Genomic DNA, 15,839 nt, shown 5'->3' on the forward strand with positions numbered 1-15,839 from the left:
ACAGAAACGGGGTGGACCGGTTCGGTCCACCCCGTTCTGTTGCGCTATGCCCGATTACGGTGTCAGCGGTGCAACCTGTCCACCGGTGAGGCGACGGTAGGCGTACACCTGGAACAGGATCGCCAGCGGCGCGGCGACCAGCAGACCGACGTAGCACAGGAACGATCCGACGGCGAGGATCACCGAGTACAGCAGCCAACTCAGCAGCACCTGAACGAAATTGTTCTTGGTGACGTCGATGCTCAGCTTGATCGCATCGATGGCCGACAGGTTGCGATCGATCAGCGCCGGAGTCACGAAGAAGGCGAAGATCGACACGATCAGACCGGGGATGTAGCAGAGCACGCTGCCGATACTGACCGCGATACCGACCAGCAGGGTCGCGATGATCACCGGGCCGATGAGGCGTGGCTTGAAGAACGAACCCGCCGTCACCGGCACCCCGTTGGCGATGTCCAGGACACCACCGAAGTAGGCCGATGAGATCGCCGCCAGCAGTACCAGCAGCAGGATGAGGCCGATCACCAGCACGAAGATGCTGGCCCCGCCGAGGCTTGAGCTGTACTCGTAGCTGAAGCCGCTGTCATACGAGTCGTAGGTCGTGACCCCGCTCGGTGCCACCGCAGCGGCGATGCCGAAGACGATGCCGCCGAAGATGCCCACCACCAGCGCGTAGACCAGGGTCGGGATGATCAGCGCGCCGGCATTCTTGCTGAACTTGTTCCACGCCCAGGAGAACGCGTCGCCGACGCTGTAGGGCGCGGCACCACCCGGGTAGCCCGGCTGCGGGTATCCCGGAGGCGGCGGCGCGAAGCCACCCTGCGGGGGCGGGGGCGGCGGGTAACCACCCTGCGGCGGAGGCGGATAGCCACCCTGCGGGGGTGGCGGGTAGCCGCCCTGTGGCGGCGGCGGGAAGTTCCCGGGCGGGGGCGGATAGTCACCCTGCGGCGGGGGCGGCTGGTAACCACCCTGCGAGGGCGGCTGATAGCCGCCCGGCGGGACGTTCTCGGGTGGCGGGAATCCACCGGGCGGGGTGCTGCCCGGCGGAGGAGGCGGTTGTGTCATTTCACCTTCTCGTGAGAATTGAGTACCGACAAACGCCGCGCCGTCGGCGCGTGAGGTGAGCCTATGTCACGCCGGTGGTCTCGCGGCGCTCAAGATCGACATGAGTTTCAGACGAAGTCTGCGGTGCCGCACTTGGAGAATTCTTGGAAGGGGCCGACGCGCGGCACCTCTCCGTCACAACCTCGTCACAGCGGCACACAGACCGTCTTGACGAGCTTGTCGGCCAACGTCTGTCGTTTGGCGTCCCAGAGCGGAAACAGGAAGCCGACATAACAGATGACGGCGTCGACGGCGTGCGCCACCTGGCGCACCACCGATGCCACGAATCCGACTGGCTGCCCGGTGTTCTGACCGACCACCTTGAACTTGAGCACCCCCTTGCCCAGGCTCGAGCCCGTCCTACCCTGCTGGAATCCGAAGTTCCACAGCGCGTACGCGACCGCGAGGATCCAGGTCACGGCAAACGCCACCTGACCGAACGTCGATGCCCCCGCCGCACACAATTCGGCGCGGGCATAGCCCGAATCGCTGGTGCCGCACACCGTCTCCCGCGTGCCCAACAGCAACGCATACCCGATGCCCTGCAGCACGGCGAAGGGAATGAGGTCGATGACGAATGCCAGCACTCGACTCAGCCACGGGGTGTAGGCATCCGACGAGGAACCGTCGCCGTTCATGCTGCCGGTCATCGGCCCGGGAGCGCGACCGTCTTCACGACCTTGTCGACCAGCGTCTGCGCCTTGGGATCCCAGAGCGGGAACAACACGGCGACAAGCCAGGGCAGGAAACAGATCACATTGGCGACGAAGTAGATGAGCTGACGAAGTATCGACATGCCGAAGCCGATCGGCCGGCCGGTGGCCTCCCCGACGATCCGGAAACCCATGATGGCCTTACCGATGCTGGAACCCGTGGTGCCCTGCCGGTAGCCGTAGTTCCACACGTAGTAGGCAAGTGCGAGAACACCGCACACCGCAACGGCCACCTGCCCCAGAGTGGAAGCCCCTGTGGCACAGAATGCACCGAGGTCGTATTCCGAAGTCTCGGTGAGGCACACGGTCTCTCGGGTACCGAGCAGCAAACCGTAGCCGATTCCCTGCAGGATCAGCACCGGAACGGCGTCGATCAGGAATGCGAGCACCCGGGTGAACCACGAGGTGTAGGCCGATTTGGGCAATGGCGCTGCGGCCTCGACACCCGGGTGACCGGGCGGCGGGGGCGCGTAGCTACCCGAAGGCGGCGGGGGCGGCGGGTAGCCACCGGGCGGTGGCGGCGGATAGTCCCCAGGAGGTGGTGGCGGTTGCTCAGTCATGGGACGCCCTCCTGGTGAGGAATTAGCCTGCTCTGCGGCCAGAACCCTACCGGAGAAGTCGCTGTCCAGGTCGGTACCGGCGGTCAGCGCCCGACGGACCCCTTGGACAGCGAGCCGAGCAGATCGTGGCGAGTCAGCACACCGATCGGTTTGCCGTCCTCGACGACCATCACCGCATCGCAGTCCCGCAACGTCTTTGCCGCGGTACCCAACAGCTCGCCGGAACCGATGAGCGGCAACGGTGCGCTCATGTGCAACGACACCGCATCGGCCAGCTTCGCTCGTCCCTCGAAAACCGCTGAGAGCAGCTCTCTTTCGGAGACACTGCCGGCGACCTCGCCCGCCATCACCGGCGGCTCGGCACCAACCACCGGCATCTGGGAGACCCCGTACTCGCGCAGGATGGTGATGGCGTCGCGCACCGTCTCCGACGGATGGGTGTGCACCAGATCCGGCAGGGCTCCGGACTTGTGCCGCAGCACCTCCCCGACGGTCGGCTCGTCGATGGAACCGTCGAGCCTGCTGCGCAGGAAGCCGTAGGAGGACATCCACGAGTCGTTGAACACCTTCGACAGGTAGCCTCGCCCGCCGTCGGGCAGCAGCACGACCACGACCGCGTCGGGTCCGGCCTTCTCGGCGACCCGCAGCGCGGCGACGACGGCCATGCCGCACGATCCGCCGACCAGCAGCGCTTCCTCACGGGCCAGCCGACGGGTCATATCGAAGGAATCGGCATCGGACACGGCGATGATCTCGTCGGGGATGGCGGGGTCGTAGGCGCTGGGCCAGAAATCCTCGCCGACACCCTCCACGAGATAAGGCCTGCCGGTGCCGCCCGAGTACACCGAGCCCTCCGGGTCGGCACCGATGATCTTCACCCGTCCGCCGGACACCTCCTTGAGGTAACGACCGGTGCCGGTGATGGTTCCGCCGGTACCCACGCCGGCGACGAAGTGGGTGATCTTGCCGTCGGTGTCGGCCCAGATCTCCGGACCGGTGGTCTCGTAATGGCTGGCCGGACCCATCGGGTTCGAGTACTGGTCGGGCTTCCATGCCCCGTCGATCTCCTCGACCAGACGATTGGACACGCTGTAATAGCTCGCCGGATCGTCCGGGGCCACCGCAGTCGGGCAGACCACCACCTCGGCACCGTAGGCGCGCAGCACGTTGCGCTTGTCCTCGCTGACCTTGTCCGGGCACACGAACACGCAGTGATAACCGCGCTGCTGGGCCACCAGCGCCAGCCCGACGCCGGTGTTGCCCGAGGTGGGCTCGACGATGGTGCCGCCCGGCTTGAGCTCGCCGGACGCCTCGGCCGCGTCGATCATCTTCACGGCGATGCGGTCCTTGGAACTGCCGCCGGGGTTGAGGTACTCGACCTTGGCCGCGACCACACCGGCACCCGGTGGGACCACCGAGTTCAGCCGGACCAGCGGGGTGTTACCGATGAGCTCACTGATATGGCTGGCGATGCGCATGACACCTATCGTGTCAGGCTGCGCGCAGACTCACCACGTCGCCTCTCGGATGTACTCACCGATCTGGCGCAACGAGCGCGTCGCTTCCCCGACGATCGGCGAACACAACTGGAAAACGTGGATCTGACCGGGCCAGATGCGCACCTCGACCGGGACGCCGGACTCGGCCAGAATCCGGGCCGCCTTTCGCGCATCGTTGAGCAGAACCTCCGAGCCCGAGACGTGGATCAGGGTGCGGGGCAGGCCCGGTTCGACGTGCTCCAGCGGCTCGTAGACCTCCTGGCCGTGCCGCTTGGCCGATTCCTCGACGATGGCACCGAGGGCCTCGATCGCGCGCGGCGGGAACATCGCGTCGGAACGCGAGTTGGGGTGTTGGGCACGACTGTCGCTGTTGATCTCGAACAGCGGGGACATGGTGACCACCGCCGCGGGCACTTCGCCGCCCTCGGCCTGCAGGCGCTGGGCGAGCGCGAGCGCCAGGTAGCCGCCGGCCGAGTCGCCGGCCAGGACGATATTGGCCGGGTCATAGCCCGTCAGGCGCAGCCATTTGTAGGCGTCGTAGCAGTCGTCGATCGCGCTGGCGATCGAATGCTTGGGGATCATCCGGTAGTTGACGACGAACACCGGGCTGTCGGCGAACTTGGACAGTTCGGTGACCATCCGGCCGTGGGTGTTGGCGCCACAGGTCAAGAACGCCCCGCCGTGCAGGTAGAGGATCACCGAACGCTTGCCGTCGGCGGGCAACACCCCGGCGGCGCGGATCAGTTGGGCCGTGCAGTGCGGCAGCGCGATCGTGGCACGCACCGTGCCCGGCGCGGGCCGCAGGACGCGGGCGGCGAAGTCGACGAGACCGAACGGCCAGGGCAGCTTCGGCACGTGCGATCCGATTGCCAAAGTTGGCTTGATCGTCATCATGGCTACCAGTCCGGCGAGCCTGCCCGCCAGGCCTGCACCGTCTTCGACGATCTCGACAGGACGCCAGTCGCCGACCGGAAAACGCCGCGATTGACGCGCCCTAGCAGGGCTTATCGCTGCATGTGGGGCCCCGGAGACCCTGCTTGGTGCCGTCATCGCCACCACTTCCTACGCCGTTGTAGTGCCCGTTGGCCGATAAGTTGTTAGCCAGGGGGTTGAATTTAGCTTGCCTGCCGTCAATTTGTTCAACAATGCCTGATTCAAATTTGGTACCGCGTTCGATACCCCAATGTGACCGCGGTTACTCGCGCGCCTACTGACTTTGTTGAATCGAGACCTAAAATCGTGGTCGTGGGTCGCATCACGTCCGTCGCCGTGGCCGCCGCTGCGCTCGTCTCCACCGGTTCGGCCTACGTCGGCGCCCGTAACCTGCTGAGCGGCCAGGCCGACCAGGCCCGCCAGACCATTCCGAAATCCTGGGATGCGCCCCCGCGTGCCGACGGTGTCTACTCCCCCGGCGGCGGACCGGTGCAACGGTGGACCCGCGACACCCCCGTCGACCTGCATCTGATGATCTTCGGCGACTCCACCGCAACCGGGTATGGCAGCACCTGCGGCGATGAGGTGCCCGGGGTGCTGCTGGCCCGCGGCCTCGCCGAGGAGTCCGGTAAGCGCATCCGGCTGAGCACCAAGGCCATCGTCGGCGCCACCTCCAAGGGGCTGTCCGGACAGATCGATGCCATGTTCGTCGCCGGACCGCCGCCGGATGCGGCCGTCATCATGATCGGCGCCAACGACATCACCAAACCCAACGGGCTCGGCCCGTCGGCGCGCCGCGTCGGCCAGGCGGTGGAGCGGTTGCGCAGCGCGGGCGCGGTCGTCGTGGTCGGTACCTGCCCCGACTTCGGCGTCATCAAGGCCATCCCGCAGCCGTTGCGGTGGGTGACACGCAACCGGGGTCTGCGGCTGGCCCGCGCCCAGGCCGCCGCGGTTCGGGCGGCGGGCGGGGTGCCGGTGCCGTTCTCGGACCTGCTGGCCCCGCACTTCTACGAGGCGCCCGAGGTGTTGTTCTCCGCCGATATGTTCCATCCGTCGGCGGCCGGCTACGAGTTGGCGGCCAAGCAGCTGCTTCCGGCGCTGTGTCGGGCACTCGGCGAGTTCAACTCGCAGACGCCGACCGAGGCCGCCCTGGAATCACGGATGGACGGCAGTGGTTCGCTGCTGGCCCGGATCGGCAACATCAGTCGGCTGTGGCGTCGTTCCACCGGGGTCCCCGCACCCATAGTGGTGCCCGCGAGTTAGCGTAGAGCCAACCAAGCACTTGTTCACGGAGGTCAACATGCCCGAAGCCGTCATCGTCGCCACCGCACGCTCACCGATCGGTCGGGCGGGTAAGGGATCGCTGGTCACCATGCGTCCCGATGATCTGGCCGCACAGATGGTGCGCGCCGCCCTGGACAAGGTGCCCTCGCTGGACCCCCGCGATATCGACGACCTGATGATGGGCAGCGCACAGCCCGCCGGTGAGGCCGGCTACAACATCGGCCGCGCCGTCGCCGTCGAGCTCGGCTATGACTTCCTGCCCGGTACCACCGTCAACCGGTACTGTTCCTCCTCCTTGCAGACCACCCGGATGGCGTTCCACGCGATCAAGGCCGGCGAGGGTGACGTCTTCATCTCCGCGGGTGTGGAGACGGTGTCGCGGTTCGCCGTCGGCGCCGCCGACGGTGCGCCGAACTCCAAGAACCCCCTGTTCGACGAGGCTCAGGCGCGCACCATCAAGCAGGCCGAAGACGAATCCACCTGGCACGATCCCCGCGAGGACGGCCTGATCCCGGACGTCTACATCGCCATGGGCCAGACCGCCGAGAACGTCGCCACCTACACCGGCATCAGCCGCGAGGATCAGGACCACTGGGGGGTGCGCTCGCAGAACCGCGCCGAGGAGGCCATCAAGAGCGGCTTCTTCGAGCGCGAGATCTCCCCGGTGACGCTGCCCGACGGCACCGTCGTCTCCACTGATGACGGCCCGCGCGCCGGCACCACCTACGAGAAGATCAGCCAGCTCAAGCCGGTGTTCCGCCCGAACGGCACGATCACCGCGGGTAATGCCTGCCCGCTGAACGACGGCGCGGCGGCCGTCATCATCATGAGCGACACCAAGGCCAAGGAGCTCGGCCTGACCCCGCTGGCGCGCATCGTGTCCACCGGGGTGTCCGGGCTGTCGCCGGAGATCATGGGCCTCGGCCCGATCGAGGCCATCCGCAAGGCGCTGGCCAAGGCCGGCAAGACGATCTCCGATATCGACCTGGTCGAGATCAACGAGGCCTTCGCGGTGCAGGTGCTGGGTTCGGCGCGCGAACTGGGTATCGACGAGGACAAGCTGAACGTCTCCGGCGGCGCCATCGCGTTGGGCCACCCGTTCGGCATGACCGGCGCCCGCATCACCGCCACCCTGCTCAACAACCTGGCCACCCACGACAAGACCTTCGGCATCGAGTCGATGTGCGTCGGCGGCGGGCAGGGCATGGCGATGGTCGTCGAGCGCCTCTCCTGATTTCTCACGACGCCGCGGCGGGGGTGCGTACTGCGCCTCCGCCGCGGCGTCGTTGTGCATAAACTCCCTGCCGATGACCACACTCGGAACACCCCTGTCCCCGCACGCCACCCGGGTGATGCTGCTCGGCTCCGGTGAGCTCGGCCGCGAAGTCCTGATCGCGCTGCAGCGCCTGGGCGTCGAGACCATCGCCGTCGACCGCTACCCGAACGCGCCGGGGCACCAGATCGCCCACCATGCGCGGGTGCTCGCGATGACCGACGCCGACGCACTGCGCGAGCTCATCGAGACCGAGAAGCCGGATCTGGTGGTGCCCGAGATCGAGGCCATCGCGACCCCGGTGCTCGAAGAGCTCGAGGACGCCGGCGCGGTCCGGGTGATCCCGACGGCGCGGGCGGCCCGGTTGACCATGGACCGCGAGGGCATCCGGCGCCTGGCGGCCGAGACCCTGGGCGTGCCGACCAGTCCGTACCGTTTCTGCGATTCGCTGGCCGAGCTGCGGGCGGCGGTCGACGAGATCGGCTACCCGTGCGTGGTCAAGCCGGTGATGAGCAGTTCGGGCAAGGGGCAGAGCAAGATCGACGGACCCGACGGTGTCGAGCCCGCGTGGGAGTACGCCATGTCGGGCAGCCGGGTCAGCAATACCCGCATCATCGTCGAGGGCTTCATCGACTTCGACTACGAGATCACGCTGTTGACGGTGCGCGGGGTCGGCGCGTCTGCTGCGATAGAGACCCAGTTCTGCGAGCCGATCGGGCACCGGCAGGTCAGCGGCGATTACGTGGAGAGCTGGCAGCCGCACCCGATGTCGGCCGCCGCGCTGGAGTCGGCCCAGCAGATCGCCGCCGCGGTGACCGAAAACCTGGGTGGACAGGGCATTTTCGGGGTGGAGCTGTTCGTCAAGGGCGACCAGGTGTGGTTCAGCGAGGTCAGCCCCCGCCCGCACGACACCGGCATGGTCACGATGATCACGCAGTGGCAGAACGAATTCGAGCTGCATGCCAGGGCCATCCTCGGCCTGCCGGTGGACACCACGCTCAAGACGCCCGGCGCCAGCGCGGTCATCTATGGCGGCGTGGACGCCTCCGGGGTGGTGTTCGATCGCGTGGACGAGGCATTGCGGGTGCCGCGCACCGATATTCGGCTGTTCGGCAAGCCGGAGAGCTTCGTCAAGCGCCGCATGGGCGTGGCGCTGGCCTACGACGCCGATGTCGACGCGGCGCGGGCCAATGCCGCCGAGGCGGCGAGCCGGGTCACCCCGCGCGTCCCCTGACCGTTGACTCTGCGCTCACGGCGCAAAAGTGCGAGTAGTCCGCGCCCTCACCGCAGAGTCAACGCTGATAGTCGTCTCCACTCCCGCTCGACACGCGCGATGATGCCGGGACGCCGTTGGCCCGCCGCCACTCTGACGACGGTCCACCCGAGGCCTGCGATGTAGTCGTGTCGCTCGATGTCGTAGGCGAGTGCGTCCGCGTGCTGCACCCCGTCGTACTCGACGGCGAGCTTGCGGTCCTCCCACCCCATGTCCAGGTGGTACTTCGGGTATCCGGTCGGATCAAGGATCGGAATCTGCGTGCGCGGCCGAGGAAAACCATCCTCGATCAGCATCAGTCGGAGCCACGTCTCCTTCGGAGACTGAGCACCGCCGTCAGCAAGCTCAAGCGCCCGCTCGAGTTGCCGCAGTCCCCTGGTACGACGATGACGTTCGGCTACCCCACGCACATCAGCCGGTGCGAGGCCGGTAGCCCGGATCAACGCGTCCAGGCGTGCGACGGCATCGGCCAACCGGCCGCGTCGACCGAGATCGAATGCGGTGCGGTGGGCCGTGGTGACAGTCATACCGTCGAGCACCAGCACCTCGCCGTCGATCAGCAGATCGTGGCGGGTGATGACCTGCCGTGGCGCACGAGCGTTCGGCCAGATCAGCTCGATCGGCGCGTCATCGGCAACCCATTCGGCGCCATGGAGTGCTGATGCTGCCGCACCCGCGATCACCGCCTCACGCCCGGACCACAACCACGCCGCCATGGTGCGCTGTCGAAGGGTGAGCGCGGCGCGCGTGCCCGCATACACGTCAGGCATCACAGCGCGGTAGTGCTTACGCAGCTCGTGACGGCTGAGGGTGCCTGCCGCCAAAGCTTCGCTACCGATGAAGACCTCCGGGATATCCATGACCGGACCGTGCCGACACGCGCCGACAGACACACGGCGGGCACCCATCATCCGACACGCCCTGTGAATCAATCCGCCACTGTGGATGCGTTGACTCTGCGCGTACGGCGCGAGAATACGAGTAGCCCGCACCCTCACCGCAGAGTCAGCGAGAAAACGGCAACGAAAAAGGGCGCCCCGCGCGGGACGCCCTTTCTCTGGCCGAACTGCTAGTCGTTGTTGAAGTAACTGAGCAGACGCAGGATCTCCAGGTACAGCCACACCAGGGTGACCATCAGGCCAAGGGCGACGCCCCATGCGGCCTTCTCCGGAGCACCGGCGCGGATCATCTGGTCGGCCGCGTCGAAGTCGATCAGGAAGCTGAACGCCGCCAGTGCGATGCACAGCAGCGAGAAGCCGATCGCGATGGCGCCACCGTCGCGCAGGCCCATGCCCGCACCGCCGCCGACACCGAACAGGCCGAGCACCAGGTTCACCAGCATCAGCGCGACCACACCGAACAGGCCGGCGACGATCATGCGGGTGAACTTCGGGGTGACGCGGATGGCACCGGTCTTGTAGACCACGAGCATGCCGAAGAACACGCCGAGCGTGCCGACGATCGCCTGGGCGATCATCCCGACGCCACCGACCGAGGCCAGGTTGGCGATGATGAACGACACCGCGCCGAGGAACAGACCTTCCAGCGCCGCGTAGCTCAGCACGATGGCCGGGTTGTCCTGCTTACGCCCGAACGTCGCGATGAGCACCAACGCCAGGCCGCCGAGCGCGCCCACCAGGGTGAACGGGGTGGCCAGGCTGAGGTTGGTGCTGACCAGGTAGTACGAGACGACCGCCACCGCCGTCAGGATCGCCAGGCTGATGCCCGTCTTGGTGACGACGTCGTCGATCGTCATCGGCCGCGAGACGCCGGCCTGCTGCTGATCGGGGTATTGGGTTGCGGCATAAGGGTCCGCATGTACCTGCTGGGCACCGAAGCTTGCGGCTCCGGTACCGAATTGCGCGTATCCGCCCTGCTGCCCCTTGGGCAGGGATCGGAATACCGGGTTGCTGCTTTCGCGCACCGTAGGTCCTCTCCTTCAGTACTGGTGGTTCGATTTACGAACACACAGTCAACGATCATTGCCGGGAACGGGTTCCCGCGATACCCCTGCACTGAGAGCGCTCTCAGGTATCGGCCGCGACCCCATTCCTGGGATGAAGCTGTGCAAACCCTACCCGTCGCACATCACGCGCGGACCACGAACTAGATTGCATTCGTGGCAGAAAACGAGGACATCCTAGTAACTGTCCGTAACGGTGTCGGCATCGTGACGTTGAACCGCCCCAAGGCGATCAACTCGCTCAACGCCGTCATGGTCGACGGACTGCAGCAGGCACTGAACGCCTGGGAGAACGACGATGCGATCTCGGCCGTGCTGCTGACCGGTGCCGGTGAGCGCGGCCTGTGTGCCGGCGGTGACGTCGTCGCGCTGTATCACTCGGCGCGCGCCGACGGCTCCTACGCCCGCAAGTTCTGGTGGGACGAATACCTGCTCAACGCGCACATCGGCCGCTTCGCCAAGCCCTATGTCGCACTGATGGACGGCATCGTGATGGGCGGCGGTGTCGGGGTCGCCGCACACGGCAACGTCCGCGTGGTCACCGAGAAGACCAAGATGGGCATGCCCGAGGTCGGCATCGGGTTCATCCCCGACGTCGGCGGCACCTACCTGCTCTCCCGGGCACCGGGATCGTTGGGTCTGCACGCCGCGCTGACCGGTGCCCCGTTCTCCGGCGCCGACGCCATCGCCCTCGGATTCGCCGACCACTTCGTCCCCCAGGCCCGGCTGGCCGACTTCGCCGAAGCCGTCGTCACCGACGGGCATCAGGACGCGTTGAACAGCTACGCCGAGGAGCCACCGGCCAGTGAACTTCTTGCCCAACGGGATTGGATCGATGACTGCTATTCAGGCGACAGCGTCGCAGCGATCCTGGACGACCTGCGCGCCCACGCCGCGCCCGCCGCACACGACGCCGCCGAGCTGATCGCCACCCGCTCCCCCATCGCGCTGGCCGTCACCCTGACCGCGGTGCGCCGCGCGGCCCACCTGCCCACCCTGGAAGAGGTTCTGCACCAGGAATTCCGGGTGTCGGTGGCGTCGATGAAGTCGCACGATTTCGTCGAAGGCATCCGCGCCCAGCTCGTGGACAAGGATCGCAATCCGCAATGGTCGCCCGCCACTCTGGCTGACGTCGACGACGCCGCCGTCGACGCCTATTTCGCCTCCGCCGACCCCGATCTGACATTCCACGAGGAGCAATCATGAGTTTCGAGACCATCCTGGTGACCCGCGACGGTCGGGTCGGCACCATCACCCTGAACCGGCCCAAGGCGCTCAACGCGCTCAACACGCAGGTGATGCACGAGGTCACCACCGCGGCAGCGGAATTCGACAACGACCCGGGTATCGGTGCGATCATCCTGACCGGCAGCGAGAAGGCCTTCGCCGCCGGCGCCGATATCAAGGAGATGGCCGAACTGTCCTTCGCCGACGTGTTCGGCCAGGACTTCTTCGCCCTCTGGGGCAAATTCGCGGCCACCCGCACCCCGACCATCGCCGCGGTCGCCGGATACGCACTCGGCGGCGGCTGCGAACTGGCCATGATGTGTGATCTGCTGATCGCCGCGGACACCGCGAAGTTCGGCCAGCCCGAGATCAAGCTCGGTGTGCTGCCCGGCATGGGCGGTAGTCAGCGGTTGACCCGTGCGATCGGCAAGGCCAAGGCGATGGACCTCATCCTGACCGGGCGCACCATCGACGCCGCCGAAGCCGAGCGCAGCGGCCTGGTGTCCCGCGTGGTCCCCGCCGACACCCTGCTCGACGAGGCCAACGCCACCGCCGCCACCATCGCCGGGATGTCGTTGTCGGCGGCACGGATGGCCAAGGAGGCGGTCAACCGCGCCTTCGAGTCGTCGCTGACCGAGGGACTGCTCTACGAGCGCCGGATCTTCCATTCGGCCTTCGCCACCGCAGACCAGAAGGAAGGCATGGCCGCGTTCACCGAGAAGCGCGCGCCGAACTTCACCCATCGCTAAAGTCGAGCGGTGACCGCCACCGCCGCACCGCCAGCACCCGACGCGCCACCCAAGCGCGCGTGGTGGATTCGGCACTACACCTTCACCGGTACGGCGGTCGGCCTGGTCTTCATCTGGCTGTCCCTGACACCGTCGCTGTTACCGCGCGGACCGCTGTTCCAGGGCCTCGTCAGCGGCGCGGCCGGCGGTATCGGCTATGGGCTCGGCGTTTTCGGCGTCTGGCTGTTCCGGTACATGCTGTCGCGGGACAGCACGCCGCCGCCGCCCAAACGGGCCTGGCTGGTCCTGGTCGTGGTCGGCGTCATCGGGCAGATCGCCGCGATCGTCTACTTCCATGTGTGGCAAGACGATATCCGGGATCTGATGGGGGTTCCGCGACTCGGCTTCTGGGATCACCCGCTGACCGCCGTGCTGGCGATCGTCTTCCTGTTCTTGTTCGTCGAGATCGGCCAGCTGGTCGGCAAGCTGATCCGTTACCTGGTGCGCCAACTGGAGCGCATCGCGCCGCCGCGGGTGTCCGGTGTGGTAGCGGTGGCGCTGGTGCTCGCGCTGACCATCGCGTTGCTCAACGGCATCGTGGTGCGCTTCGCGATGACCACCATCAACAGCACATTCGAGAACGTCAACAACGAGGATGATCCCGACAACCCCGCTCCCACATCCACTTTGCGGTCCGGTGGCCCGCAGTCACTGGTCAGTTGGGAGTCGCTGGGGCATCAGGGTCGCAACTTCGTCGCAGGTGGCCCGACGGTGGAAGAGCTCACCGCCTTCAACGGGGCACCGGCCACCGAACCGATTCGCGCCTACGCCGGGCTGAACTCCGGCGACAATCTCAAGGCCGACGCCGCACTGGCCGCCGAGGAACTGCGCCGCACCGGCGGGCTGGACCGCGCGGTCATCGCGATCGCCACCACCACCGGAACCGGCTGGGTCAACGAGGCCGAGGCCTCCGCGCTGGAATACATGTACAACGGCGACACCGCGATCGTGTCGATGCAGTACTCGTTCCTGCCCAGCTGGATCTCGTTCCTCGTCGACCAGGAGAACGCGCTGCAGGCCGGGCAGGCGCTGTTCGAGGCGGTCGACGCGTTGGTGCGTGAGATGCCGCAGGCCGAACGCCCCAAACTGGTGGTGTTCGGCGAAAGCCTGGGTTCATTCGGCGGCGAGGCCCCGTTCCTGGCACTGAACAATCTGATCGCCCGCACCGACGGGGCGCTGTTCAGCGGTCCCACGTTCAAGAACACCATCTGGACGACGCTCACCCGCGATCGCGACGCGGGATCCCCGGAGTGGCTGCCGATCTACGATCGCGGCGAGAACGTCCGGTTCTCGGCCCGCGCCGAACAGGATCTGCGCAGGCCCGATGCCCCGTGGGGGCAACCCCGCGTGGTCTATCTGCAGCATGCCTCGGACCCGATCTCGTGGTGGAACCCGGATCTGCTGTTCGCCAAACCCGATTGGCTCAGGGAACCCCGCGGTTACGACGTCTCACCCCGGATGGAATGGATCCCCGTGGTGACCTTCCTGCAGGTGTCCGCCGATATGGCGGTCGCGGTGGATGTGCCCGACGGCCATGGCCACGTCTACGTGCGCGATGTCGCCAACGCGTGGGCGGCGATCCTGCAGCCGCCGGGCTGGACGCCGGCCAAGACCGACAAGCTGCGGCCGATCCTGCGCTCAGACGAGAACAGCTGACCGCAGTTCGGCGGGCAGGGCGTGATAACCGCCGATGACGTCGGTGGCCCGGTGTAGACCGAGGTCCTGCAACGCCGCGGCGGCCAGGCTGGAGGTGTAGCCCTCCGAGCACAGCACGATCCATTCCACGTCATCGTCGACGGCCTCGGGGATGCGGGCCTCGCTGGTCGGGTCGCACCGCCACTCCAGATGGTTACGTTCGATGACAAGGACCTGCGGAGACGCGGCGACCTCACCCTCCTGCGCCCGCTGCCAACCCGGCCGGATGTCCACCAACAGCGCGCCACGGCGCAGCGCGGCAGGAACATCGGCGGCGGGGAGCCGACGCAACCGGGACCTGGCGGCGGCGAGCACCGCGTCGATACGACTGGGCATGCGTCCTATCCTTCCGGGGCGTCGGTCAGTTCGGTGCGGCTGCGACGCAGGGTGTTGCGCTCGGTCACCGAGTAGTACGACATCGCGGTCAACGGCGGCGAGTAGGCGTGCACACTCAGTGTCGGCGCCGGCGGTACCGCAACCCCACCCGCCGACACCGACTCGCGCGCCCACACCACATCGTGCACCCAGCCGAGCGGGAATGCGGCCTGATCACCGGCTTCCAACTGACGGTTACGTAATTCGGTTCCATCCCAACGAGTTTCACGCAGCGCACCGGAGACAACCGTCAACGCACCGAGCGATCCGCCGTGGTCGTGCAGTTCGGTCGACTTGTCGGGCACCCAGCTGATCAGCCAGATGTCGAGTTCGTCGTCACCGTAGAGCCGCCGGTACCACCGCTCGTCGATGGGCAGCCGGTCCCTGTCGATCAGCCGGTCGTACCGGCCGGAGAGCACATCATCGGCGCACCGGTCGGTGGCGGCGAGCAGGTCGGGAAGGCGCAACCGGGTGGGCGCGGAGACAGCGGGCGGAGCGAGCAGTGGGGCAACCATGGGAATGGAACTCCAGAAAGAGAAAGGGACGGGTGGGCGCACTCAACGAGCGCGACAACAGCCCCGCACACCCACGTTCTGAGCCCTCTCGGTCATGGACGCGAGTGTTGCATAGATTGGCCACATGCGCCGCTACCCGATCGCTCTGCTCGCCACCGCCGCCGTCACGCTGCTCGCCGGGTGCGGGTCCTCCGAACCCGAGTCCACGGACACCGCGGCGTCCTCGCAGACCCCGGCGAGCGAGACGCCCCGACTGCCGGCGGAGGCCGCGGTCAGCGGCGCGGTCCGGGTGTCACCCGATGGGGTGACGACCGTCGTCGACGTTCCGTCCGACGCCACCGAATCCGAATACGGCCAGGCCTGCCTGGCCGCCAAGCGGTGGTTCGACGAGCACAAGGACCCGGTGGAGGCGTATCTGAAGACGCTGCAGAGCGACGGCGCGGCGGGCCCCGGCAGCTTCAACACGGCGTGGGCGGAACTGACCCCGGCCCGCCAGGCGGGGGTCATCATGGCCGCCAACGCCGCGTCGCGCGGCGAGTGCGGCTGAGGTTGCGATCACGGCGAGCGGAAAGCCCGCCGCCGGCGTGGCATCGCGATCGTCACAGTCCGCGCAACCGACGACACCGGTGCACCAGAA

General features: G+C 67.2%; 16 protein-coding genes. 7 read left to right on the plus strand and 9 right to left on the minus strand.

The window, feature by feature from the left end:
• Window positions 1-54: 54 nt before the first annotated feature.
• The 5 genes from IC40_RS0119135 to IC40_RS0119155 all read right to left on the minus strand — a co-directional run bounded on the left by IC40_RS0119135 (window position 55) and on the right by IC40_RS0119155 (window position 4,926).
• Window positions 55-1,065 (minus strand): DUF2189 domain-containing protein, encoded by a 1,011-nt coding sequence (locus tag IC40_RS0119135; protein WP_030136299.1) that lies wholly within the window; start codon window positions 1,063-1,065, stop codon window positions 55-57.
• 185 nt (window positions 1,066-1,250) lie between these two features.
• Window positions 1,251-1,742, minus strand: coding sequence for an Rv1078 family RDD domain-containing protein (locus IC40_RS0119140; RefSeq protein ID WP_234411645.1), 492 nt, complete (start codon window positions 1,740-1,742; stop codon window positions 1,251-1,253).
• 8 nt (window positions 1,743-1,750) lie between these two features.
• Complete coding sequence (locus IC40_RS0119145; RefSeq protein WP_110783425.1) at window positions 1,751-2,377, minus strand: Rv1078 family RDD domain-containing protein; 627 nt, start codon at window positions 2,375-2,377, stop codon at window positions 1,751-1,753.
• Between the two features lie 83 nt (window positions 2,378-2,460).
• The gene (locus IC40_RS0119150) at window positions 2,461-3,855 is read right to left on the minus strand and encodes a cystathionine beta-synthase (RefSeq protein WP_030136301.1); all 1,395 of its coding nucleotides are present in this window, start codon (window positions 3,853-3,855) and stop codon (window positions 2,461-2,463) included.
• A gap of 30 nt (window positions 3,856-3,885) precedes the next feature.
• A complete protein-coding gene (locus IC40_RS0119155; protein ID WP_030136302.1) occupies window positions 3,886-4,926 on the minus strand; it encodes an alpha/beta hydrolase in 1,041 nt (346 codons plus the stop codon).
• Window positions 4,927-5,115: 189 nt separating this feature from the next.
• Between IC40_RS0119155 and IC40_RS0119160 the strand changes: the two genes are divergently transcribed.
• The 3 genes from IC40_RS0119160 (at window position 5,116) to purT (ending at window position 8,600) form a co-directional block, all read left to right on the plus strand.
• Window positions 5,116-6,072: an SGNH/GDSL hydrolase family protein gene (locus IC40_RS0119160; protein ID WP_030136303.1), complete on the plus strand. Its 957-nt coding sequence runs from the start codon at window positions 5,116-5,118 to the stop codon at window positions 6,070-6,072.
• Window positions 6,073-6,109: 37 nt separating this feature from the next.
• On the plus strand, window positions 6,110-7,327 hold the full coding sequence (locus tag IC40_RS0119165) for an acetyl-CoA C-acetyltransferase (protein WP_030136304.1): 1,218 nt from the start codon (window positions 6,110-6,112) through the stop codon (window positions 7,325-7,327).
• 73 nt (window positions 7,328-7,400) lie between these two features.
• A complete protein-coding gene (gene purT / locus IC40_RS0119170; RefSeq protein WP_030136305.1) occupies window positions 7,401-8,600 on the plus strand; it encodes a formate-dependent phosphoribosylglycinamide formyltransferase in 1,200 nt (399 codons plus the stop codon).
• A gap of 47 nt (window positions 8,601-8,647) precedes the next feature.
• On the opposite strand, the gene IC40_RS0119175 is transcribed toward purT, so the two are convergent.
• Complete coding sequence (locus tag IC40_RS0119175; RefSeq protein WP_030136306.1) at window positions 8,648-9,499, minus strand: endonuclease domain-containing protein; 852 nt, start codon at window positions 9,497-9,499, stop codon at window positions 8,648-8,650.
• Between the two features lie 209 nt (window positions 9,500-9,708).
• Complete coding sequence (locus tag IC40_RS0119180) at window positions 9,709-10,563, minus strand: Bax inhibitor-1/YccA family protein (protein ID WP_019511387.1); 855 nt, start codon at window positions 10,561-10,563, stop codon at window positions 9,709-9,711.
• A gap of 195 nt (window positions 10,564-10,758) precedes the next feature.
• On the opposite strand from IC40_RS0119180, the gene IC40_RS0119185 reads away from it, so the two are divergent.
• The 3 genes from IC40_RS0119185 to IC40_RS0119195 are packed head-to-tail and all read left to right on the plus strand — an operon-like array spanning window position 10,759 to window position 14,273.
• Window positions 10,759-11,808 carry an enoyl-CoA hydratase/isomerase family protein gene (locus IC40_RS0119185; protein ID WP_030136307.1) on the plus strand — a complete coding sequence of 350 codons (1,050 nt, stop codon included), beginning with the start codon at window positions 10,759-10,761 and terminating at the stop codon, window positions 11,806-11,808.
• Entirely contained in the window at window positions 11,805-12,578 is a 774-nt protein-coding gene (locus IC40_RS0119190; protein WP_030136308.1) for an enoyl-CoA hydratase, read from the plus strand. The genes IC40_RS0119185 and IC40_RS0119190 overlap by 4 nt, the downstream gene beginning before the upstream one ends.
• A gap of 9 nt (window positions 12,579-12,587) precedes the next feature.
• Entirely contained in the window at window positions 12,588-14,273 is a 1,686-nt protein-coding gene (locus tag IC40_RS0119195; RefSeq protein ID WP_030136309.1) for an alpha/beta hydrolase, read from the plus strand.
• Here IC40_RS0119195 and IC40_RS0119200 read toward each other — a convergent pair.
• Both IC40_RS0119200 and IC40_RS0119205 read right to left on the minus strand, forming a co-directional pair.
• The gene (locus tag IC40_RS0119200; protein ID WP_030136310.1) at window positions 14,256-14,648 is read right to left on the minus strand and encodes a rhodanese-like domain-containing protein; all 393 of its coding nucleotides are present in this window, start codon (window positions 14,646-14,648) and stop codon (window positions 14,256-14,258) included. The two genes, IC40_RS0119195 and IC40_RS0119200, sit on opposite strands and share 18 nt — an antisense overlap.
• A gap of 5 nt (window positions 14,649-14,653) precedes the next feature.
• Window positions 14,654-15,202 carry a cysteine dioxygenase gene (locus IC40_RS0119205; RefSeq protein ID WP_030136311.1) on the minus strand — a complete coding sequence of 183 codons (549 nt, stop codon included), beginning with the start codon at window positions 15,200-15,202 and terminating at the stop codon, window positions 14,654-14,656.
• 124 nt (window positions 15,203-15,326) lie between these two features.
• Here IC40_RS0119205 and IC40_RS0119210 point away from each other — a divergent pair, with 124 nt between their 5' ends.
• Window positions 15,327-15,749 carry a lipoprotein LpqV gene (locus IC40_RS0119210; RefSeq protein ID WP_030136312.1) on the plus strand — a complete coding sequence of 141 codons (423 nt, stop codon included), beginning with the start codon at window positions 15,327-15,329 and terminating at the stop codon, window positions 15,747-15,749.
• Window positions 15,750-15,839: the final 90 nt, after the last annotated feature.

The organism is Mycolicibacterium neoaurum ATCC 25795, from assembly GCF_000691525.1.
Taxonomy (GTDB): Bacteria; Actinomycetota; Actinomycetes; order Mycobacteriales; family Mycobacteriaceae; genus Mycobacterium; species Mycobacterium neoaurum.

Coding starts and splice junctions, on each gene's coding strand:
- IC40_RS0119210 (WP_030136312.1), top strand. CDS start 15,327: ATGCGCCGCTACCCGATCGCTCTGCTCGCCACCGCCGCCGTCACGCTG.
- IC40_RS0119190 (WP_030136308.1), top strand. CDS start 11,805: ATGAGTTTCGAGACCATCCTGGTGACCCGCGACGGTCGGGTCGGCACC.
- IC40_RS0119145 (WP_110783425.1), bottom strand. CDS start 2,377: ATGACTGAGCAACCGCCACCACCTCCTGGGGACTATCCGCCGCCACCG.
- IC40_RS0119175 (WP_030136306.1), bottom strand. CDS start 9,499: ATGGATATCCCGGAGGTCTTCATCGGTAGCGAAGCTTTGGCGGCAGGC.
- IC40_RS0119200 (WP_030136310.1), bottom strand. CDS start 14,648: ATGCCCAGTCGTATCGACGCGGTGCTCGCCGCCGCCAGGTCCCGGTTG.
- IC40_RS0119205 (WP_030136311.1), bottom strand. CDS start 15,202: ATGGTTGCCCCACTGCTCGCTCCGCCCGCTGTCTCCGCGCCCACCCGG.
- IC40_RS0119140 (WP_234411645.1), bottom strand. CDS start 1,742: ATGAACGGCGACGGTTCCTCGTCGGATGCCTACACCCCGTGGCTGAGT.
- IC40_RS0119135 (WP_030136299.1), bottom strand. CDS start 1,065: ATGACACAACCGCCTCCTCCGCCGGGCAGCACCCCGCCCGGTGGATTC.
- IC40_RS0119150 (WP_030136301.1), bottom strand. CDS start 3,855: ATGCGCATCGCCAGCCATATCAGTGAGCTCATCGGTAACACCCCGCTG.
- purT (WP_030136305.1), top strand. CDS start 7,401: ATGACCACACTCGGAACACCCCTGTCCCCGCACGCCACCCGGGTGATG.
- IC40_RS0119165 (WP_030136304.1), top strand. CDS start 6,110: ATGCCCGAAGCCGTCATCGTCGCCACCGCACGCTCACCGATCGGTCGG.
- IC40_RS0119155 (WP_030136302.1), bottom strand. CDS start 4,926: ATGACGGCACCAAGCAGGGTCTCCGGGGCCCCACATGCAGCGATAAGC.